Source organism: Mangrovactinospora gilvigrisea (assembly GCF_001879105.1).
Taxonomy (GTDB): Bacteria; Actinomycetota; Actinomycetes; order Streptomycetales; family Streptomycetaceae; genus Mangrovactinospora; species Mangrovactinospora gilvigrisea.
On the sequence record NZ_MLCF01000019.1, the window covers coordinates 1 to 19,726 of the forward strand.

At 68.9% G+C, this 19,726-nt stretch carries 14 protein-coding genes; 11 read left to right on the forward strand and 3 right to left on the reverse strand.

Annotated features, from left to right (window positions below; all coding sequences use genetic code 11):
• Positions 1-236 precede the first annotated feature (236 nt).
• From BIV57_RS05310 to BIV57_RS05335, 7 genes are all read left to right on the forward strand, one after another.
• Positions 237-1,442, forward strand: coding sequence for an IS110 family RNA-guided transposase (locus BIV57_RS05310; protein ID WP_071655476.1), 1,206 nt, complete (start codon positions 237-239; stop codon positions 1,440-1,442).
• A 185-nt stretch (positions 1,443-1,627) separates the two neighbouring features.
• The gene (locus BIV57_RS24520; RefSeq protein ID WP_139275458.1) at positions 1,628-1,900 is read left to right on the forward strand and encodes a hypothetical protein; all 273 of its coding nucleotides are present in this window, start codon (positions 1,628-1,630) and stop codon (positions 1,898-1,900) included.
• A 474-nt stretch (positions 1,901-2,374) separates the two neighbouring features.
• Positions 2,375-3,907 carry a hypothetical protein gene (locus BIV57_RS05315; RefSeq protein ID WP_071655477.1) on the forward strand — a complete coding sequence of 511 codons (1,533 nt, stop codon included), beginning with the start codon at positions 2,375-2,377 and terminating at the stop codon, positions 3,905-3,907.
• Positions 3,904-4,638 (forward strand): hypothetical protein, encoded by a 735-nt coding sequence (locus BIV57_RS05320; RefSeq protein ID WP_071655478.1) that lies wholly within the window; start codon positions 3,904-3,906, stop codon positions 4,636-4,638. Before BIV57_RS05315 ends, BIV57_RS05320 begins: the two co-directional genes overlap by 4 nt.
• A complete protein-coding gene (locus tag BIV57_RS05325; protein WP_071655479.1) occupies positions 4,638-9,020 on the forward strand; it encodes a coiled-coil domain-containing protein in 4,383 nt (1,460 codons plus the stop codon). Before BIV57_RS05320 ends, BIV57_RS05325 begins: the two co-directional genes overlap by 1 nt.
• A complete protein-coding gene (locus tag BIV57_RS05330) occupies positions 9,017-10,096 on the forward strand; it encodes a DUF2399 domain-containing protein (protein ID WP_139275460.1) in 1,080 nt (359 codons plus the stop codon). Before BIV57_RS05325 ends, BIV57_RS05330 begins: the two co-directional genes overlap by 4 nt.
• 425 nt (positions 10,097-10,521) lie before the next feature.
• Positions 10,522-11,823, forward strand: coding sequence for a hypothetical protein (locus BIV57_RS05335; protein ID WP_071655481.1), 1,302 nt, complete (start codon positions 10,522-10,524; stop codon positions 11,821-11,823).
• Between the two features lie 397 nt (positions 11,824-12,220).
• Here the strand turns inward: BIV57_RS05335 and BIV57_RS05340 are convergent, their stop codons facing one another.
• Positions 12,221-12,607: a hypothetical protein gene (locus tag BIV57_RS05340; protein ID WP_139275462.1), complete on the reverse strand. Its 387-nt coding sequence runs from the start codon at positions 12,605-12,607 to the stop codon at positions 12,221-12,223.
• An 869-nt stretch (positions 12,608-13,476) separates the two neighbouring features.
• On the opposite strand from BIV57_RS05340, the gene BIV57_RS05345 reads away from it, so the two are divergent.
• The 4 genes from BIV57_RS05345 to BIV57_RS05360 all read left to right on the forward strand — a co-directional run bounded on the left by BIV57_RS05345 (position 13,477) and on the right by BIV57_RS05360 (position 17,234).
• Positions 13,477-15,402, forward strand: a complete 1,926-nt coding sequence (locus tag BIV57_RS05345; RefSeq protein WP_139275464.1) for a hypothetical protein — start codon at positions 13,477-13,479, stop codon at positions 15,400-15,402.
• A gap of 69 nt (positions 15,403-15,471) precedes the next feature.
• Positions 15,472-15,822 (forward strand): hypothetical protein, encoded by a 351-nt coding sequence (locus tag BIV57_RS05350; protein WP_139275466.1) that lies wholly within the window; start codon positions 15,472-15,474, stop codon positions 15,820-15,822.
• Positions 15,823-16,017: 195 nt separating this feature from the next.
• Positions 16,018-16,509, forward strand: a complete 492-nt coding sequence (locus tag BIV57_RS05355; protein WP_071655485.1) for a hypothetical protein — start codon at positions 16,018-16,020, stop codon at positions 16,507-16,509.
• Positions 16,510-16,910: 401 nt separating this feature from the next.
• A complete protein-coding gene (locus tag BIV57_RS05360) occupies positions 16,911-17,234 on the forward strand; it encodes a hypothetical protein (protein ID WP_217651693.1) in 324 nt (107 codons plus the stop codon).
• Positions 17,235-17,244: 10 nt separating this feature from the next.
• Here the strand turns inward: BIV57_RS05360 and BIV57_RS05365 are convergent, their stop codons facing one another.
• Both BIV57_RS05365 and BIV57_RS05370 read right to left on the reverse strand, forming a co-directional pair.
• The gene (locus BIV57_RS05365) at positions 17,245-18,342 is read right to left on the reverse strand and encodes a hypothetical protein (protein ID WP_071655486.1); all 1,098 of its coding nucleotides are present in this window, start codon (positions 18,340-18,342) and stop codon (positions 17,245-17,247) included.
• A gap of 645 nt (positions 18,343-18,987) precedes the next feature.
• Positions 18,988-19,725 carry a class I SAM-dependent methyltransferase gene (locus tag BIV57_RS05370; protein WP_071655487.1) on the reverse strand — a complete coding sequence of 246 codons (738 nt, stop codon included), beginning with the start codon at positions 19,723-19,725 and terminating at the stop codon, positions 18,988-18,990.
• Position 19,726: the final 1 nt, after the last annotated feature.

The following is a 19,726-nucleotide window of genomic DNA, read 5'->3' on the forward strand; positions in this document are numbered from 1 at the left end:
TCCCTACCTTGTTCGTGCGGGGTCGGTCCCGGTCATTCGTAGGATCGCGGAGACCCCAGGGGTCTGGGTGTGGCTCAAAAAGCTCATGCCGAAGATCGTGGCTTTCAGTGATTGGCCGCCCTGACCCCGCGACGACACGGCCACTGATTGGGATGCGCGAGCAGTCGCTTCGTAGGGACACGTCGGCGTGGTCGTCTGCGGGAACACAACCGACGCGAGCTGCGAGGAGGCCCAGGTTGGCTGAGCTGTGGGCGGGGACGGACGCGGGGAAGGCCGAGCACCACTGCACGGTCATCGACATGAGCGGGACGAAGCTGCTGTCGCGGCGGGTGCCCAACAACGAGCCCGAGCTGCTGGAACTCCTCGGCGACGTGCTTGCGCTCGCGGACGGTGACCCTGTGGCGTGGGCGGTGGACCTGAACGCCGGCGGCGCCGCGCTGTGGATCGCCCTGCTGACGGCGCACGGCCAGCAGGTCATCTACATCCCCGGCCGGACCGTGCACCACGCGTCAAGTTCCTACCGCGGAGATGGCAAGACGGACGCGAAGGACGCCTTCGTCATCGCTGACCAGGCGCGAATGCGCCGTGACCTGCAGCCTCTGCAGGAGTGGGACGAGATCGCGGTCGACCTGCGGATCCTCACCGCCCGCCGCTACGACCTGTCCGCAGACCGCACCCGCGCCATCAACCGGCTTCGCGCCCAGTTGCTGGAGTACTTTCCGGCTCTTGAGCGTGCCTTCGACTACAACACCTCCAAAGCCGCGCTCGTCCTCCTGGCCGGCTACCAGACGCCTGCCGGCCTACGGCGCATGGGCCAGTCACGGCTAACCGCCTGGTTGGTCAACCGCAAGGTCCGCAATGCGTCCGCCGTCGCGGCCGCAGCGATCGAAGCCGCGAACCTGCAACACGCGCAGATCCCCGGCGAGAAGACAGCCGCGGTCATGGCATGCACGCTGGCCCGAGCGGTCGCCGACCTGGACCAGGAGATCGCCCGCATCGATGCGCAGATCGAGGCCCGGTTCCGCGAGCATCGGCACGCCGAGGCGATCACGAGCATGCCCGGCATCGGTAGCCTGCTCGGCGCCGAGTTGGTCGCCTGCACCGGTGGTGACATCGCCTCCTTCGGCAGCGCAGGCCGCCTGGCCGGCGTTGCCGGCCTGGCCCCGGTCCCGAGGGACTCCGGCAAGATCAGCGGCAACATGCGCCGCCCCCGCCGCTACCACCGCCGGCTCCTACGTGTCTTCTACCTGTCCGCCCAAGTCGCCGCACGCTGCTGTCCCACCTCACAGGCCTTCTACCAGCGCAAACGCGATGAAGGGAAGACACACAAGCAGGCCGTGCTCGCACTCGCCCGGCGGCGCCTCGACGTGCTGTGGGCGCTCATACGCGACCACCGCACCTTCACCGTCGAGCCACCTCGGCCCGACCACGCACCGGCATAGCCAACACACCAGGCGTCACATCAGGCTTGACAAACCATATTGGGAATCACTGAGTACTTCGCGATCCCGCCTCCAGCTTCTTGACCAACCCGGCGACCGCCTCCGTCCGTGTCCACGGCAGCTTGACCACAGTTGTCTGGCGGGTGGACCAGTTTGCCTGTCCCACTTGCTGTAGATGATCACTGGTGAGTGGCCGTGCCGATGATCTCATAGTGGATCTAGCAGGTCTTCTGGGATTCACCGTTGGTGCTTATGTGGATCACGAAGGCGAGAATGATCCCGACGATCACGACAAGGCCGGCGCCGCCGAGGTTCCCGATCTTCCAGGTGTTCCGGGGCCTTTTGCCCGGAGGGTGCTACGCATCCGGCGGAGCCGGCTCCGATCCTTCACCACCACCTTGGGCCTGCCACTGCTGCATGGTCTCGCGAACAGAACCCCGATTGCTTTTGGTGACTAGTTGTGTACGCAGTGGAGCGGTGTGTTGTCCGGGCGGGTGGTACCCCGGTTCGAGCCCCGCACTGAGTGTGTGATCAGCTGTCACCGGCGCTTTTGGATGCGTTGCGGGGATCGGTGCCGCTCCCAGAAGGCGCAGCCTCGCGGCAGGGGGTGACCCACGTGCCTGGAGGGGCGCCAGAAGGGGTGAGTACCGGGGGTGGATGAGTCGACTTCGAGGGGCGTTGATAAATAAATCGAAGAGTTGAGGTAACTTCGAAATAGGCTCGCGGAGTCAAGTTCTGATCTATCTGCTGCGGCTCGTCCGATATGGAGTAACGAGGGGTGCCGCAGATGCAGGCGGGAATCTTGGTCGCCCTGGGAACGGGCCGAACGGTTCGATTCCGAACAACTGTTGTCGTTCTATTGCCCAGCTGGCCCGCACTGCGATATCAGGTACGAGGAACTGTGGAGCTGTCAACGGCTTGACGCGGCTGCAATGCTGCTGAGTGGAATCGGTGGTGGCGTGGAGTCTTCCTGGAGCACTTCATCGCTGGCGGGAACCGCGGCGCGTCGGCGGCGATCGCTGGCTTTCCTGGCGCCGGTCTTCGAAAATCACCTGCGCCGCGCCCAAAACCCCTCGACCATCGCGTGGTCCCGTTACGACTTCATCGCGCTGATCCAACTGTGCGTGGACACCGTAGCTCTGGCATCGGGACTCGAAGGCAGCCTGGGGGCTCCACGGACGGTCGTCCTTTCCGAGATGACCTGCGCCGCCTCCGCTATGGCACCCGATCGCCCGGCCGCCGAACACACCCGTGTCGCGCGACACGTCCTCGACCGCCTTTTGCGCCACGATGAGCGCACTCCGTACTTCAGCGTCGCCTACGCCGACCCTAGTGCGGAGTGGAGGAGTGTCACCGCCACGGTTCGCTTCGCGTTCGAAACGCTAGCTGAGGACGGGCACACCCTGCTGGTCAACGTGGACAAGGCAGCGGTGGCACTGCTGCTCATTGCCACCGACCGCTCGCCGGAGGACGAGCACGAGGCCGTCATCGCAGTCCTGCGGGCCCAAGTCGACAGCGGCCGATTGGACGCCGCGATCGATTCGGCCCAGGACGCACTGACGCTTTCACGGACCTATGCGGCTGCAGTTCGACGCCTGATCGACGAGGCCGAACGGGATGTCACCCATGTCAGCTACCTCACGATCCTCCAGCCTGAGCTGACGCGGGCCGCACACCACTTGGACCGGCGGCTCAATGTCGATGGTGCGCTTCGGCGCCATCTGGAGCAGTTGCGTTCCAATGCCTCGCAGGGCAGCGATGCGCATGCCGTCGACCAGCTGTCGGCTGCGTTGGCGCGCCTGGATGAGGCCGTGGAGACCCTGACCGCGCTGAACACCGAAGTCATTGAGGCAGCGCCGCGTTGGCGCGCTGCCCAGGCCGCCCAGGCGCTCTCGTTCGCCCCGACCCGGAACGTCGACCCCACCGCTGACCTCCTGACGGCCCTCCTCAAAGGCGAGGCATTGCCCCATCTCCCCGCGCTCACACCGCCGATGCCGCAGGCCGTATTGGACATCACTGCCCTGGGAGACCGCCTGAGCCGTCCGCCCGAGCAGCCCGTTGACGTACCGGCTTTGCCCGGGCCTGCCGAGGCTCTGACCGAGGAGGCCGTATTCGAGCAGTTCCCTCCGCTGTTTCACCGCGCCGCTGATGCACTACGGGAGTTCCGGATCGCTCCGGGGAACCAGGTGCGAGTGACCGATCTGCTCAGCGATGTCGAATCCCTGTTCGCGAAGCCGGATCTGTCCACCGTCGTCGACCTGGCGGCCCTGGCCGGCGGCGACGCCGACACCGCGCGTCTTCGCCTGCGTCTTCTCATTGCCCTGGATGCGTTGCTGCTGTGGCGTCCTGACAACCAACCCGCAGGCGACGAGCACTGGTGGGCGATCGACGACGGGGCCCTCGGCGACCTGCCGGACCTGCACCTGCCCGACCTCCTCATCTGCCACCGGGAGGTTCAACCATGACCGAACGCGACGACGCCCGCGACGCGGGACTTCTCTTGCTGTACGTGCTGAATCCGGCCGCCCTACCGGCCCGGAACGGCATGTACGGCGATCTCCTCGACCGCTTCGTTGCCGACCCTGACTTCCGGGGGATCTGCGAGGAGAACTACACAGCCCTCGGCCTCCGCGTCTTGGGGGCGCGCCGGTCAGCGGGGTTGATCGTAGGGGCCGATCCAGACTCACCCCTCGCGGTAACCGGGACGGACCGCTGGTTGCGCATCACCTGCTCCGACGACCGTCTCATCTACGGTCTCTCACTGGCCGGCGCCGCCGCCTGGTGCTATCCGACCGCGCATGCACTCACCGATTCAGCCACCCGACGGGTCACCGCTCCCGACGTGGACCGTCTCATCCGCCAGCGGGCTACGGCACTGGAGGCGAGCGGACCCGACCAGCGACTCGGTGCGGCCTGGGGCGTCTACAAACCACGCCAGCAAGCCGTCACCACCAGCCAGGGACGTCTGAGACGAACGTGCACCGTGCGGATGTGCGAGGACACCCTGGCCATGCTGGGACACTTCCGTCTGCTGATTTCCGACACCACCGTCCAGGGGCCCCGACCTGATCTGAAGGTGTGGAGGTCCACCGATCGGTTCCGGCTACATATCGCCGGCACCGGTGGCCCCTTGATCCGCCAGGCACTTCAGGTGGCACCCCTGGGCGACGACGACCACCTTCGGGACGGTGAGTAGTGCGGACCAGTTGGCGCCTGGAGCGCACCTACCTCAGCGGTGTCGGGTACCCCGAGGCACGCTGCGAGAGCCTCGACATCAACTTTGCCGATTCCAGTGGACCGATCGAGCATTCCGTTGTGTGCGGCGAGAACGGAGTCGGCAAAACCACGATGACCGCACTGCGGTTTAGCCTCTACCTTCCGCACGTCCGGGACTTCATCCGCGGCGACTCCGACCGCTCCCTGGCCAAACTGGTGCGCGGTGACGATGTGTGCCACGTCGTCGAACAGGCCACGCGGATAGTCGGCGACGAAACGCAACGCATCGTGTTGGGCATGGTCGCCCACTGGAGCGACGGAGTGCGCCACCTCGATGAGCCCGGCAGCCTGGCCCGCACCTACTACGGCTGGATCACCTACGGCACGGGCCCCTCCCTTGTCGACCTGCCGTTTCGCACCACATCGGGCAACCGCACACCCGCTCCCCAATACCTGTCCGCAGTCCGGGCCCTGCTTCCGGACACCGGGGCCCTGCCCCCGCACCCGCCCTCGTCCAACCACGAGCAGTGGCTTGCCTGGCAGCGTGCGGCCGACGTCGATCTGGAGCAGGTGCGCTTTCAGGCCCGCATGAACGCCACGGAGGGCGGCATCGACCAGATGATGCGCTTTCACGACTCCGACGCCTTCGTCCAGTGGTTCATCGGCGCAACGACTCCTCCCGAGACGACGACGCAGATCGGCGCCAGCATCGACGTCCTGCGCGATCACGCCGCCGCCCGCCCCCGGTGGCAGAACGAGCTCAGGTTGTGGACGGCGGCCGCCGAACCACTGCAGCATCTGGCCACCGCCCACCGGAAGGGCCGCGAGTGCCGCGAGGCCTCCCATGCAGCCAACCATCGCGCGGTGGATGCCCTCGCCGACGCCGACGCCACCCTTGGCGGCCTCGCCGAAGATGCCCAACGGGCCCACCAGGAGTGCCTCGAGCACGATCGGCGCAAGAAGGCAGCCGCCGCGAGAGTCCGCAACGCACTGCATCACCAAGGGCGTATGCAGACACGAGCTGCGCAACTACGCGCCGAGGCCGCAGAATCGACTGCCCGCGCCGCCCGCGCCGCCCGCGATCATGCTGCGCGCGAGCTGAAAGCGTGGGACCTGGTGCCCACCGTTCAGCAGGTCGCCCGGATCAAAGCGCGCGAGGCGGGACTGGCGACACAGTTGGCGGCCGCCGAAACCGAGGTGGTGCATCTGCAGGCCCATGAGGAACAGCACCGCCATGCTCTCGCCCGTATTCTGACGGCCCGTCGTGATACCGCCGTACAGCACCACAGCCAGGCCCAGCGCGCCTGCCGGCGCGCCCAGCGCGATGTCGAGCGAGCCCAACAAGGTCTGCACGAGGCCGTAGGCGGACGGGCCACCGCGGCCGAGCAGCTTCGGCAGCACACCGCGCGGATACAGCAAACGGACCAGGAACTGAGTGACGCCGCAGCGTGCGGCCTGCTGCCCGTCGGCATCGACCCGGCCACCGCCGAGGCGGCCTGGGCGGCCAAGAGCAGCAGTGCGCTCGCGCATCGCCGACACGCCGATGCTCTACTGTCGGCGAACGCTGAGCAGGCCGAGTCCGCGCGTACGGCGATCGATGTCGCACGCCAACAGGCGGTCGACGCCCGCACCCAAGCCGATGGCCTGCAACAGCGACTCACACAGACCGACGATTGGATCGAGGCACTCCGCCACGACCCTCACCTTCACGCGGTGACCGACGCCATTCCGACTGATCTGTGGAAGGCCCGCGCCGAACTGAGCACGATGCTCTCCGAGACGGCCGACCAAGCCGACAATGACGCGGCGGCCGCCCGCGCCGACGCAGCAGCCGCACGCCGCACCCTGACCGCTGTGGGCGGCGATGGCCTCGTACCGTCCGCGCACATCGTCGAAACGCTGGTGGAGCACTGTCTCGCCGCCGACGTGACCGCCTGGACCGGGTGGCGGTGGCTGGCGGACACCATGAGGGCCGAGACAGCGGCCGCCTTCGCCATCGCGCGACCCGAGATCGCCTCCGGCATGGTCCTGGCCAGCGCGGACGACCTGGACACGGCTGTCGAGGCCGTCAGCGACGTCCCGCTCGATACCGCCGTGTGGATCGGAGCCGTATCCGACCCGGACGTCGCCGCCACCGAGCACACCGAGACCGCGTGCGACGGCACGCACGGTCACGTGCTCCTGCCGCCCGCGGGCACCTATGACCGCGAGGCCGCTGGCGCCATGGTCACCAATGCCACCGCAGACCTCGAAGACGCACAGAAGCGCCGTCAAGCCGCAACCGACCGCGCCAAGCACGCCCGAGAAGCGCTGGCCGCGCTGGCACGACTGTGGCACGAACGACCCAGCGACCCCCGCCCAGCCTGGACCGACCAGCTTCATGCGGCGCACCAACATGCTCTTCAGGCCGACGCCGACCACGAACGCGCAACCACCACCCTGAACGACCTTGCGCACCACCGATCGCGACTCGCTGCGGAGCGCGAGGAGGCCGAGCACACCCTCGAGGAGGCCGCCGAGCAACGCAGGCTCCTCACCCCGCTGATCGCGGCCGCCCAGGCGGCCGCACACGCCCGCAAGGACCAACCTCGGCTCCAAGCCGACCTGGACCGGGCAGACCGACACATCGACGACCTCCGCCGCCGATTGTCGCTCCTGGCTGAAGCCGTCAAGACCGCCGACGCGCGCGAGCACCAGGCCCGCTGCGACCGTGACGACGCCACCGAAGCCATCCGCTCCCATAGATTGACCGCGACTCGCGAGGGTGCCGTGCCCGATGAGGAACCAGCCACCATCCTCGCCCGCCTCAATGGCGTCCGAGCCGCCCTGAAGGACGCTGCCCTCGACCCGTCCATCCATCAGGACCTGGAACGAACCCGTGAGGAACTCGCCGACCTCGATGCCCGCCTCGCGGCGCACTCTCGCATCCGCCGCGTGGCCGTCAGACTCGCGGAATCCGACGAGGCTCGCCACCAGGTGGCGCTCAACGCGGCCATCGAGAGGGCCAAAGACCGAGAAGCCCAGGCCCGCGAAGCCTACGCACGGGCCCAGCAGATCGCTGAGACGGCGCACCACGACCATCAACGGTTGGCCGCGGAGCACCCCGAGCGCGCCTGCCCCCGCATCGAGGCCGTGCCTGCCAGCGACCAAGTCGCCGCAGCAAGCGAAGCCGAACAGCACGCCGAGCACCTTGGCCGCACGGCCCGACAAGCCCAAGAGACCCAACGCACCGAGGAACAGAGTGCCGCCGCTGCACAAGCCGCCGAGCGCGACGCAACCCAAGCCAAGGACCTGATCGCCGCCCTCACCGCACCCATGCGCGATCTGGCCGACCCGACCCGCACCGGCCGGCGCTGTCCGGACATTGTCGACCTTCAAGCCCGACTCACCGCATGCTCCGAACGCGTGCGCACCCGGCTACAGGCTCTGGCAGATAGCGAGGCGGCCGAACACGCCGCTGCCGGCCGTGTGCGTGCTACCGCGCACGGCAGCCTCGCCCGCACCGTGCAGGAATCCGCAGATCCGGGCGTAGCAGAACTCCTGGCACAACTGCGCGTCGATCACGACCTGGCCGCCGCAGCAGACCATCTCGCCGAACGACTCAACGAGCGTGCCGCATCCTTGCGCGACGACCTGGATCGCCACGAGCAGAACGTTCTCAACACCGCCCGCATTCTGCACCTTCAAGCCACCAAGGCCCTCACCCGAGTGCGGACTTATCACCACCAGTCACTCCTGCCCGACGGACTTGGCGAATGGTCCAAGAGGCACTTCGTCCACATCGAGCACGGCAAGGTCCCTGGGGACGACTCCGTAGCCGTGGACCGTATCGTGCGCATCGTCCATGCCCTCCTGGCGCCCGGCAACGCGCGATCCGACGCAGAAACCCTGATGTTCGCCGCAGTGCGCGCGCTCGTCGACACCCCCTTCCGCGTCAAGATCCTCAAGCCCCACACCGATCTTCGTCTGGACCGGGTCGACGTCTCCGAACTGAAGAACTTCTCTAACGGACAGCGCCTCACCGCCGCAGTCCTCCTCTATGCCCCCATGACCAAGGTCCGCTCGATGGGCTACACCTCCTCGATCGGATGGCTCTGGCTCGACAATCCTTTTGGCCAGGCCTCGGCCGACCAGTTCGTGCGCACCATGCGCCGGGTCGCAGACAAGATGGAACTGCAACTGCTGTTCACTGCAGCCCCACGCGACCCGGGCGCGCTGTCAATGTTCGATCGCGTCATCACCTTGACCCGGCGGCTCCGTCCTGTCACCGGCGAACGAGTCATCGACCTCGACACCGGTGAACGCGAGATCATCGACCTCACACTGATCCAACGAGATGTCAAGAAGGTCCTCGGGCAATGACCCCAGCACCTCACCTCGACGCGCATCGACTCGCCGCCCATCTCGATCCGACCCGCCGCGGCGGACGCCGGCACGTCGATGATTTCGCAGCCGCAGTCAGAACCTTGGCCCCCCACATTGACCCCACTGACCTGCCCACAGTCATCCAGGACACCCTCGCCCGCGGCCAACAAGCAGGCCTTTGGACGGCCGCAAGCACCGCCACCGTCCGGCGAGGACGCACCACCCTCCCGAAGACGGTGACTCTCACCCCGGCCAACCCCCGCCCCGTCGACGGCCACCGCCCCATACCGACCGCGCTGCGGCCCGAACTCGCCTGGGCCACGGACCTTCGCCTCACCGGCGCCCAGCGCCACCTCCTCCATGCCGTCAACGACTGGCTCCGCCGCACAGACGGCGGCAATGCCCCCATCGCCGCCGCCGCCGAACGCGCCTTCCAGTTGCTCGGCGATGAGAAGGCATTCGACCACCAGCCACCGCGCGGCGGCGCCACCTTGTGGGCGCCCGGCCGCCTCACCCTCGAGCTCCTGCGCTGCCGACGCAACCCAACCCCACTGGTCTGGGAACCCGTGAACACCATCCCCAACAGCCCGCAGCCGGTGGTCGGAGTCGAAAACCATGCGACCTTCCGGACCCTCCTGACTGCCCTCCGCGAGCGACCGGATCCGCGGTGGGCCGCCGTCATCTGGACCCAGGGCCGCAATACCGCTCCACTGAAATCCTTGACAGAACTGCCATTCACGGTTATACAGCTGGACTACCTCGGCGACCTGGACCTCCCCGGCCTCACAATCGCAGCCGCCGCTTGCGCGGCCGCCGAACGCAGCGACATCCCCGCCGGGCCCGCACTCCACCTATGGGAGCTGCTCCTGGACCAACCCTCCCGCCCCGATCGCCCCGTCCGCCTCAGCGAAGCTCGCAAAGCCACCGCATGGCTGCCGCCGGCCACCCGCCCCCGGGCCTGTGAAGTGTTGTGCGCCGGACGGGCCATTCCCCAAGAAGCTCTCAGACTCGAAATCCTCCGCAACGAACTGAACAGTCATCTCGACTCACCAGCCGCGCCCGGACACCCATAAGACGGCGTACCTGTCCTCCCCGAGACAGGAACCGACGACGCAGGTCTGACAGCCGCTGTCCCCGCCCAGTCGGGTGACACGCAATCGTCCGGGTGGCCGAGGCAGAGGCCACCCACGGGGAAGCTGTTGTCGAACTGGCCCGTTCGCCGTTCAGCCCCGTCCCACTTCGCTCAGGATGCGCCACCGTCCTGTTGATCGCGACGACGAAGCACACCATCACCGAAACCCTCGGCGAAGTCGCAAACTCCGTGGTGGCCGTATCGCTCCCGCCTTGTAAGCAGAGCCTGGATCCCACCCCGGCGACCACTGCCACGGATCGTGCACCGCAGGCGACCTTGACGCGATACGCTCCCAGACCCCACCGGAGAGGTGAAAACTTCCAGATCTGCCCAGAGCCGCCCGGAGCGGTGGAAAGAGGTCGCGCCGTGAGCTTGTATATCGCGAGCATCGAGCAGCACGACGACGGCCAGTGGAGGGCCATGGCCGATGGGCTTGTCGGGGCCGGTGACGGCTACACCGCTGCCCTCGAGGCCCTCACCGACACCCTGTTCACCCGCGACGGCGAAGACCCCACCATCCGCCGCGACCGCACTGAGGTGGAGATCCCCTGCCGTGACGAGCGCCATCCCGACAGCCTGCTGTCTCTGATCGCCGCCGAATTGCCCGGTGAGATCGAAAAGCGGCAAGCCACTCTTGCCGATGCCCGCGCGCGCGATGCCCAGCACGGGGGAGGGCAAGCGGTGTCCGCATGGTGCGTCCAGACTGCCGGGATCCTCGTCATCGGCCGGGCGCGCCCCCAACACGATCGCGACGAAGCCGCGTTCATTCCATGGGACAAGCCGGATCCACGGGCCGATGACGACGTCTTCCTGGCTGGCTGGTACCCCCACGAGCTCGACAGACTACCGGGGCTGAAGGAGGTCGAGGACGTTCCCCGCACTGTGGGCGGCATCCTCAACGCTCTCAACCCGGCCGAGCGCGCCCAGGCCTGGCAGGAGATGACCACCGCAACCCACGGGCCGGCGCTCGATAGGGCGATGGCCCGCTGGTGGCATATCGCCATGCTTATGGGCACCGCTGCTATCCGGCAGATCGCGGCGCAGTCCACGAAGCGCCTGGAGGCGGGTGAGCGCGGCACCCCGATGACCGACCTGCCCTTTGCCCGCGCCCTGGCGGACCTGGACCGAGACCTCACGGTCGAGGAGGAGACCGCCAAGAATGCCGAGCAGTCCCGGCAGCAGATGGAAGATCAGGCCGCCCACCGGGCCCGTGAGGAGGCCTATCGCGCTGACCTGGAGCGCCTCCTTGGCGCGGAACAGGACCTTCGGGATGCCCATCTGGCGCATCAGCGGCGGCGGCAGACCGTCAACGCGGCACGTGCCGGTATCCGTCCGGCGCTCGAGTACCCTCTCGATGTCGAACGGTTCGCTGTTCTTGCCGGCGGCCGGCCCATCACCCTGTACTTGCCGGCCCGGCCCTGGCGTCATGCGGCGGGCAGCGAGGCCTTCCACTTCGTCTTCACCAGCGAGCTGGGAGCTCAACTCGCCCGGGTCACTACGGCCAGGACCTACGCCAGCCTTGAGGAGTTCGCTCAGGCGAGCGAACCGGTCGATGCCGCAACTACCCTCGCCCCCACCCGGCAGGAGCTTGAGTCCTACCCTGCCCGGTGGGGCGGGATCATCGCCCTGACTGCCGCCCCGGTCGGTACGGTGCGCGTCCACACCTAAAGAGCCGATCTCCAGGTTCCACCAACCGCACGTGAGGTACGTCCTGCACCAAGCCGCTGGCCAGCGGACCTCCGATCACATGAGCGCTGCCGCAGAATCTCCCAACCGGGACACCGGGCGCACGTGGTTCCGGTTGGTCCAGGGGACGCGTCGGTCTGCCGGCCGAGCGCGGGGCGCCACATTGGTTGTGGACGCGATTCCGTGAGGCTGAGGCGGTGCCAGGTCGCCGCTCGCAGCGACCTGAAACATGCGTGGACCCACGACGCGTGCAGCAGTGCGTCTCACGCCGAAGCCGCCTGGACCGGCGCTGATCCTGCTGTCCACCGCCTGATCCGACGTCAATCGCACAAGGCAGTCCTCGAGCGTCACCGCTGATACAGCTCGCTGACCGGATGAGTCACCATGCGTCCCACACTGCGTGGTGACGGTGCCGGACCGGCGGGCAGTCGAAAGCGTCAAGGTCGTCGCCGACGCGGTGCCATCCGCCGACCTGCTGACACAGCAGACGCGTCCGCCGGCGCGCCCGCCTCTCGTCGTAGCCAGCGATGATGCCGATGGTGCGATCATGGCGGGACAGCCGCGCGAAGTCGTGGCAATCGCTCCGGCGCCAGAGACGCTGCGGAACGGGCCTGCGGCCCTCCTTCTCGGCGTCGGCCAGGCAAGCAGCGCTGTAGCGCAGACTGTGGATCTCGACGCGCGACAACGGCATTCCGGGCAAACGCTGCGACCATGCCGAAGGGGTCTTGCCGTGACGGATTGAGATGTGATGGGCGGTGCGGGACACAAAGGCTCCTCGGCGGCCGCCAGGACGATCCTGGCGTACCTACCGGAAGCCGATTGCGTCGATGCCGCGCTTGAGGTGCATGGATCGAGCATAGCCATTCTCTGCCCCCTGTCCGAGCTAACCAGCGGACTACTTCGGGCTGGCGCTCTCATGCATCTGTTCCCGCGCTGAGGATCCGCGGCAGCAAGGACACCAGACCGTCCCTCCGCGACCGGATGGTCTTCACGACCAGCCGCGCGGCACTGGCAGCGTTCTTCGGCCTCTGCCTCCCTGTACAGCCCGCCGTCCTACGTTGTCGCCGCCATCGCGGCCGCCTGCGGGGCGCTGTCGCTACTGCGCCGCGGAGAGCGCACCGCCGGGCACCCGCCGACGGTGGCGGGCGGCATCATCGGGTCCACGCCCTATTTGTCCGAGGAATCGGAACGGGCCGCCGACGGTGTCGGCGAAGTCGGGTTGGGAACCGCCGGATGACACCTCCCCGCCGATGCCCGGCTAGGCGCACAGGCACTCATATGGACGACCTCGCCCCGGGGTTCAACTCCCGGGCATGGACGACCGCACGATCTCTCGGACTCATGCTGAGGGCCGGAGCTGACGACCGCACCGGGGTAGCATCGGGAGTGGCTGTGCTGCAGCCACTGCCAGCAGAGGCGGCCCGGATCCGGCTCTGCGCCCACGGCAGAAAGAAGTGGATGCTTCGTCAGTGAACTGACCACCGTCGTCTGTCGGCGCGTTGATCCGGGCTGTCGTGCCGCAGAAAGACCACCATGTCCAAGGACAAAACCGCACGGCTGCGCGCGGACTACACCGGCGAGCCCTACAGCGCCGCGTTCACCTGGTACCGCAGCCGGGGCCTGTTCAACGGCCTGGTGCCCGACGCCGACACCCCGCAGCAGCAGATCCTCGAAGCCAGTGTCCTCAAGGCTCTGGCCCGCCCCGTCGCCGCCGGACTCCCGCGCTTGCGCTCGTCCGGCACCGCCTTCGGACTGGAAGGCGTCACCCCGGACATCGACACGCTGCTGCTGCGCCCGGCCGGCGACCTCGTTGCCGCCGTGCTCGCACGGGTCCTTCCCTGCCGGTCCGGGACCGAGGTGGTCGGCGTGCCCGGGCTGCGCGCCCACATCAGCCGCGCCGGCCTGGCGGTGGGGCGAATCGGGGAGAGCGCGACGATCGAGGTCCAGCCGAGCCGCACCCGCAGCAGGACCGCCGCCCAGGACAACCTCGACGAAGCCGCCGCCCTGACCGAGGCCGCAGGTCTGACGCCGCTGTGGACCAGTGCCGAACCCGCGGACGGGGAAAGCGCGACCTGGCACCGCCTCGACAGCGCGGATGCAGCGGTGTGGAGCACCGCACTGCGCCGGATCGGCCTGTTCATCACCGCCGTCCCCGACTGGACCCGGCACGCCCCCACACCCGCGGACCTGGCTGGTCCCCGCCCCGAGCGGATCCGCCCGCGCCCGGTCGGCCCCGGCCACCGCGTCACCGGGGTGGTCGCGATCGTGCCCGGGACCGGGAAAGGCGGCCTGGGCTGCACGACCGTCGCCGCAGCCCTCGCCGGCGCGCTGGCCCGCACCGGCGCGAAAGTGGGCATCCTCGCCGAGCAGGACGATCCGAACAACATCCTGACCTACGGCCGCCGTTCCCCCGCCCCGGCGGCCGACGGCTGGGTCGACCTGGCGACCCTCGGCGGCGGCGGCGCCGTCCGCGCCCGCGCCATCAGCGGCGACGCCGATGTGGGGCAAGAGGTCGCCCGGGCGCGAACGCTGGTCGACGTGGTGATCCTCGACGGCGGGCGGGGCCTGGTTCCGCAGCGGCACTGGCCCGACCACGCCGACGCCGTGCTCGCGCTGATGCCCCACGACCGTGCGCTGTGGGCGGGGACGCGGCTGGTGGACCGCCGACCTGCCGACATTCGCATGTTCGCGTGGCTGCAGGAGCGGCTCAAGCGGTTCACGCGGGCCGGCCAACGGACGGTGGAGCCGCTGGAGAAGATGCTGGGCTTCCTCGACGAGGGCTTTGTGTTGTATGTGCTCAACCGGCAGAACGACGACGACCCCGCCGTCTATGACGCGTCCGATCCCGAGGACCTTCAGGAGTGGTGGGAGGACTACGACTTCATGGACGGCCTCGAGCCGGTCGAGGAGGATGACTTCGCGCTCCCGGCCGAGGACCGGGCGCCGCACCTGGACGAATGGCGGGCCGATTACCTGGCGTTCCTGGCCGAGGAGGGCGAACGCCGCCACGGTGTGCTGTGGCGGCAGGCGACGACGCAGTGGGCGCTGCGCAACAAGATCCGCAACCTCGCCGGCCTGGGCGTCGGCGAACGCGACGCAGCCGAGGTCATGGAGGAGTTCGCCGAGGCCGTGGAGGAGGAGGCGATTGCCACCTGGGGCGGAGATTCTTGGCGGGTCAACTGGCCGGTGTGGATCGCGGCGCGCGAAGCCGGCGATGACCTGCTGGCCCCGTGGGCGCACCTGCTGGAGATCGTCGAGGTTGTGCCGGCCCCACAGCAGATCGCCGACCAACTGCACAGCCAGGTCCGAGATCTGCCGGGCAGTCCGACCATCATCACTGTGATGGGGCGTGCGGGGCGACCGATTGGCGCGAGCCAACTGGCGGGTGTACGCGATGCGCTGATGGACCAGGGCTACGGCGGGCTTGTGGTGCTGCCCCACCTCACCGATCTCGCCGACCTGCCCTACCACATCGAACGGGTCGCGCAACGAGCCGGTGAAGCCCCAGGAGCCGCGAACCGCCTGGCCGATGTCCTCACCCGCGTCTTGCCCACCGCTTGAGTAGCACGCTCAGCGAAGGTGAGTAGTGGTGCGGATCCGCAGACATCCGGGATGCGGCTGACTGAGGGCATGACGAAGGCACTGACACCGACGGCAGGAAGTCGCAGAGACACCCCGGGCGAGCGCGCCGCAACACGAGGGATGATCCTGCTGTGGACTGGGGCAGCCCTGGCATGGCTGGTGGTAATCACCAGGCCCCAGTTCTCCGACTGCTTCGGGATCGGCGGCGCCTGCAATCCGCACCTGGATGAGCTGTTCGATGCGGCCGGGTGGCTGTTCTGGTCATCTCAGGCGGCGGGGATTGTGGCCGTGGCCCTGTCCTCGGAGGCATCCCGGGACCGGGCGCGCATCGCGGCGGTCGTCACCCAGTACAGCATCGGTGCTGCCACCCTGGTCGCGATCCCGTTGATCGCGGTGTGAGCCGGTGGCGCACCGCCAGCCTCGGCCATCGCGTGGTGCGAAGCGATGTGCCCGTCGAGCTGTGCGGTGTCGCCCGCTCTGGTCATCGTCGCGAAGCGCTGCGCACCGAAGGCAGATGGCACCGGAGCTGATCCTGGTCAGCTGGGAGGTTGGATCGCCCTCTGTTTCCTGCCTGCGACGTGCAGATAATCGCGCATGGACTTCGACCTCGATCCGCCGGTCGGCGTGGGTCTCCTGCGGATCGGTATGCCCCGCGACGCAGCGAACACGGCACTGGCCTCGCTCCGCGATCCCACAGCGACCTCAGACTCCGACCGGCCGGGCCAGCACGTGTTCCGACCCAGCGACCTCATGATCACCATCGACTGCATGCACGATGCCCTCAAAGCCATCGAGCTCAGCCGACCATCAACCCAGGCGGACCGGGTGCTCTACCGAGACCTGGACGTCTTCGCGCTGCCCGCGCGCGACCTTGTTGAACGCATGCGTGAGCACACGATAATCGAGCAACACCCCGAGGACCCGGCCTCCTTCGTCGCCCCCGACCTGCTGCTGAGCTTCTGGCGGCCGTTCGAGGCCGATGATCCGGAAGAGGAGCAGGGCTACTTCACCACCGTCCTCCTCGCGAGACCCGGCTACTACGACACTCCGGCCCAGGCTGCGGAACGGCTTCGCCGCGACGGATGAGCCTGAAGTGCCTGAGTGGGAAGGCCGGGCGCGGGCCCACGCTCTCGTGGAAGCATCCGCTGACGGAGGTACCGGATGCCTCGGCGTGACGGCCGACGTCGTGGTGCGCCCCTGATGGGCGAAGGATGACCGGACTTTGCCTTCTCCGACGTGGCCCGACCGCGGTGGTGGGTCTGGGCCCACCCCTGCCGGGCAGCTGGGTCCAATGGCAGGCGGTTGGCCGCTCCGTAGATTCGACGACATCAGGAACCCACCGGAGCGGCAACCGATCTGACGAGGCGGCACACCATGAGCACCCTGACCGGCACCCCCCACCCCGACCTCTACCGGCACCAGCGCCGCCGCCACCACACGCCCCGAAGGCCCTGGTCGGCGCCTACGCCGCCCTCAGCATCGCCACCGTGATCGCGGCGTATCTGATGCGCGGCCACCACGACCTGGTCACCGCCAACGTCTGGGTGCGCGGCATCATCGTGGCGGCCACCTCCCTGCTGATGTACTCCTTCGCCGTCTGGGCGGCGAAGGGCAGTGCCCGCGCGCTGCTGCGGCTGCGGATCACCGCCACCGCGATGGTCGGCGTCATCGCCGTGATCGTCGCCCTGCCGGGCTTCCTGCCGACCTGGATGCGGATCGAGCAGAGCGCCTGCGGCCTGCTGCTGCTCGGGGTCGCTGCCCTCCTGTTCACCCGCCGCACGCGCAGGTTTGACGGACAGGATGTCGACTAGGGCCAGGGAGTCACTTGGGTGCGCTCCCGGGCGCCGACTCCACCGAGAGCCCGCTGCCACCCGGCCCGCTGCCGTCGGCGGCCTGATAGGCGACCCGGCGCCTTCCCAGATGGATCTTCTCGGCGGCCTTCCGGGCCACCAGACGGTCCAGCGCGGTGCGGGTTCCGTTGATCGCCTTGGCATCCGCATCCGTTCCGTGGACCTGGACGGCGATCTGGTCGACGCTCTGGGGCTCGTGGTGTGCCTGCAGTACCTGATGCACCCGGTCCGAGACCGTCGGCACCGCAGTCCCGGCTGGGAGTCCGGCGGCCGCGGTCTCCTGGGCGCCGCGCCGGCGTGTGCCCGTTTTCCGCGTCTGCCCGGGGGCGGCGGCGGCGCTATCGCTCGCGTCGGGTGCGGTGTTGGCTGCCGAGTTCGCGGGTTCGGCGCCCTCTGACGCATCATCCGGGCGAACCGCGTCGTAGTAGACGGTGCGTTGCTGCTGGCGCCGCGTTACCCGTCCGACCCGCAGCAGACCGTTGAGAGCGGCCCGCGCCTGCTCGGTTCCCACACCCAGTTCCTGAGCGCACTCCGCAGCTGTCCGCGGCTCGGTCTGCCGGTCGATCAACTCCCGCATGCGCGCCACCAGCGTGGGCTCGGTTCCGCGGCTCGGCGTGGCCGACCTGCGGGACGCAGTTGCGGTCCTGGGCTTCGACGCCTTCGCCCGGGCCGGCGTCGTCGATCCCTCCTCGGCCGGTGCCAGTTGTCCTGCGGTCTCGGCGGGCTCCGGGTCGGCGCCGCGCTCGGCGACGCTTGGTCCGGAGCGGTCATCGCTTGGCGCATCAGCGGACCGCTTCTCGGCGCCCGCGTCGCTGTGTCGGCGCGCCGCAGCGGTCGGCCCCTGGTCCTGGCTGGCCCCGGTGGTGCGGCGTGCGTCGGCGACCACGCGGCTGCGGACCGCGTGGTCGGCATCCAACGTAGCGAGCTGCGCTTGCATTTCCTCAATGCCCGAGCGCAGCTTCTGGCGTTCTTCCTCGATGCTGTGCAGCTCCGCAGTCATTTGTTCGAGGAAGCGCTGCTGCGCATCGCCGGCACCGTTGGACGTGGACGAGTCGGTCAGGGCAGTCACGGCCTCGCTCGCTTTCCCCGCACCTCTGGCCGGATCATCGGTCCGGCGGGTGGTGGGCACTGGTGTGGTGGGCCATATCGAACCATCCGAGTCCCAAGGCCGTCCAACCCCTGGCGGAACCCGCTTTGCAAGGCGTTGGCCCCTCCACTGCACATTCTGTGTCCGGGGCCGAACCGCGAATCGGCCCCGGGGGGAGCGAAGGTGAAGTGAAACCTGTCCCTGGTCAGGGTCCCGGTGAGCTTTGGGGCGCCCGTCGCAATGGCGGTGAAGCTCTGCGCCGGGCGCCCGGCGGACCACAGTCCAAGGGATCCGGATGATGATTCCGTCACCTCATCAGCACTCCTGGAACGCACTCGGTGCAGGTGCGCCGCCCCAGGGTGTCGGCGACGGAGCGTTTCCCGACCCTAAGAACCACGAAATGGGCCGTGGGGGCGGCGGTTTACAAACGGCCGCGATCATGGGGATTGAGGCTGTGCACCGAGATCCCCATGGCGCCCGAGGTTCGCGGTCCCCACCCGGGCGTCTGGGTCTGCCGGGGGTCTGGCCGGCCTCGTACTCGGCGCGGATGGTGAAGTCCATGGTGTGCCTCCTCCTGCCGTCCAGGGTGCGCCTCCCGGCGGCCGGGCGCAGGCCGGCCGTTCGGCCCTAAAGCCTGAGAACCGCCAGGTAGCCGGGGCCCTCGGGGGCGCGTTCGAGGGAGTCCAGCGTCCAGGGCGAGGCCTCGACGGCCGCCGTCAGCTCGGCGGGGGCGGCGAGCCAGTAGTCGAACCACGGGGTGGCCGTGGCGCCGTCCCGCACCCGGATGCGCAGCTGGCCGCGGGCGCGGCCGCGGCGCAGGTTGCGGGCGTGGTAGGCGGCGTGCGCGGGGTCGTCGCCGGGGTCGGTGCCCATGCCGAGCAGGACGGCGCCGGGGCGGGCGGCGGCGGCGAGGGCGGCCAGCACCGCCGGGGCCTGCGCGGGGCCGGCGAGCAGGCCGAGGCCGTTGCCGAAGAGGGCGAGGGTGTCGAAGGCGCCGAGATCGCGGGGGAGTTGGGCGACGGAGCCTTCCACCGCGTCGACGCCGCGCTCGCGGGTGACGCGCACCGCGCCGGGGGAGGGGTCGACGCCGACCACCTCCAGGCCCTTCGCCGCCCACGCCACGGCGTGCCGCCCGCCCCCGCAGCCCACATCGAGGATGCGGCCCGTGGCCAGCTCCCAGCCGCTGCGCTCCAGCGGCGACCAGGCGTCCGGTTCCGCGAAGTAGCGGGCGGCGTCGCCCGCCCCGAGCAGGGCGTCGTCCCGCTCGATGATCTCCACCGCGGACCAGGGCGCCGCGCCCGCCGCCCAGCAGCGGGCGAGGATGCGGCCGAAGGCGTCGTCGAGCGACGGCTGTGTGTCGTCCATG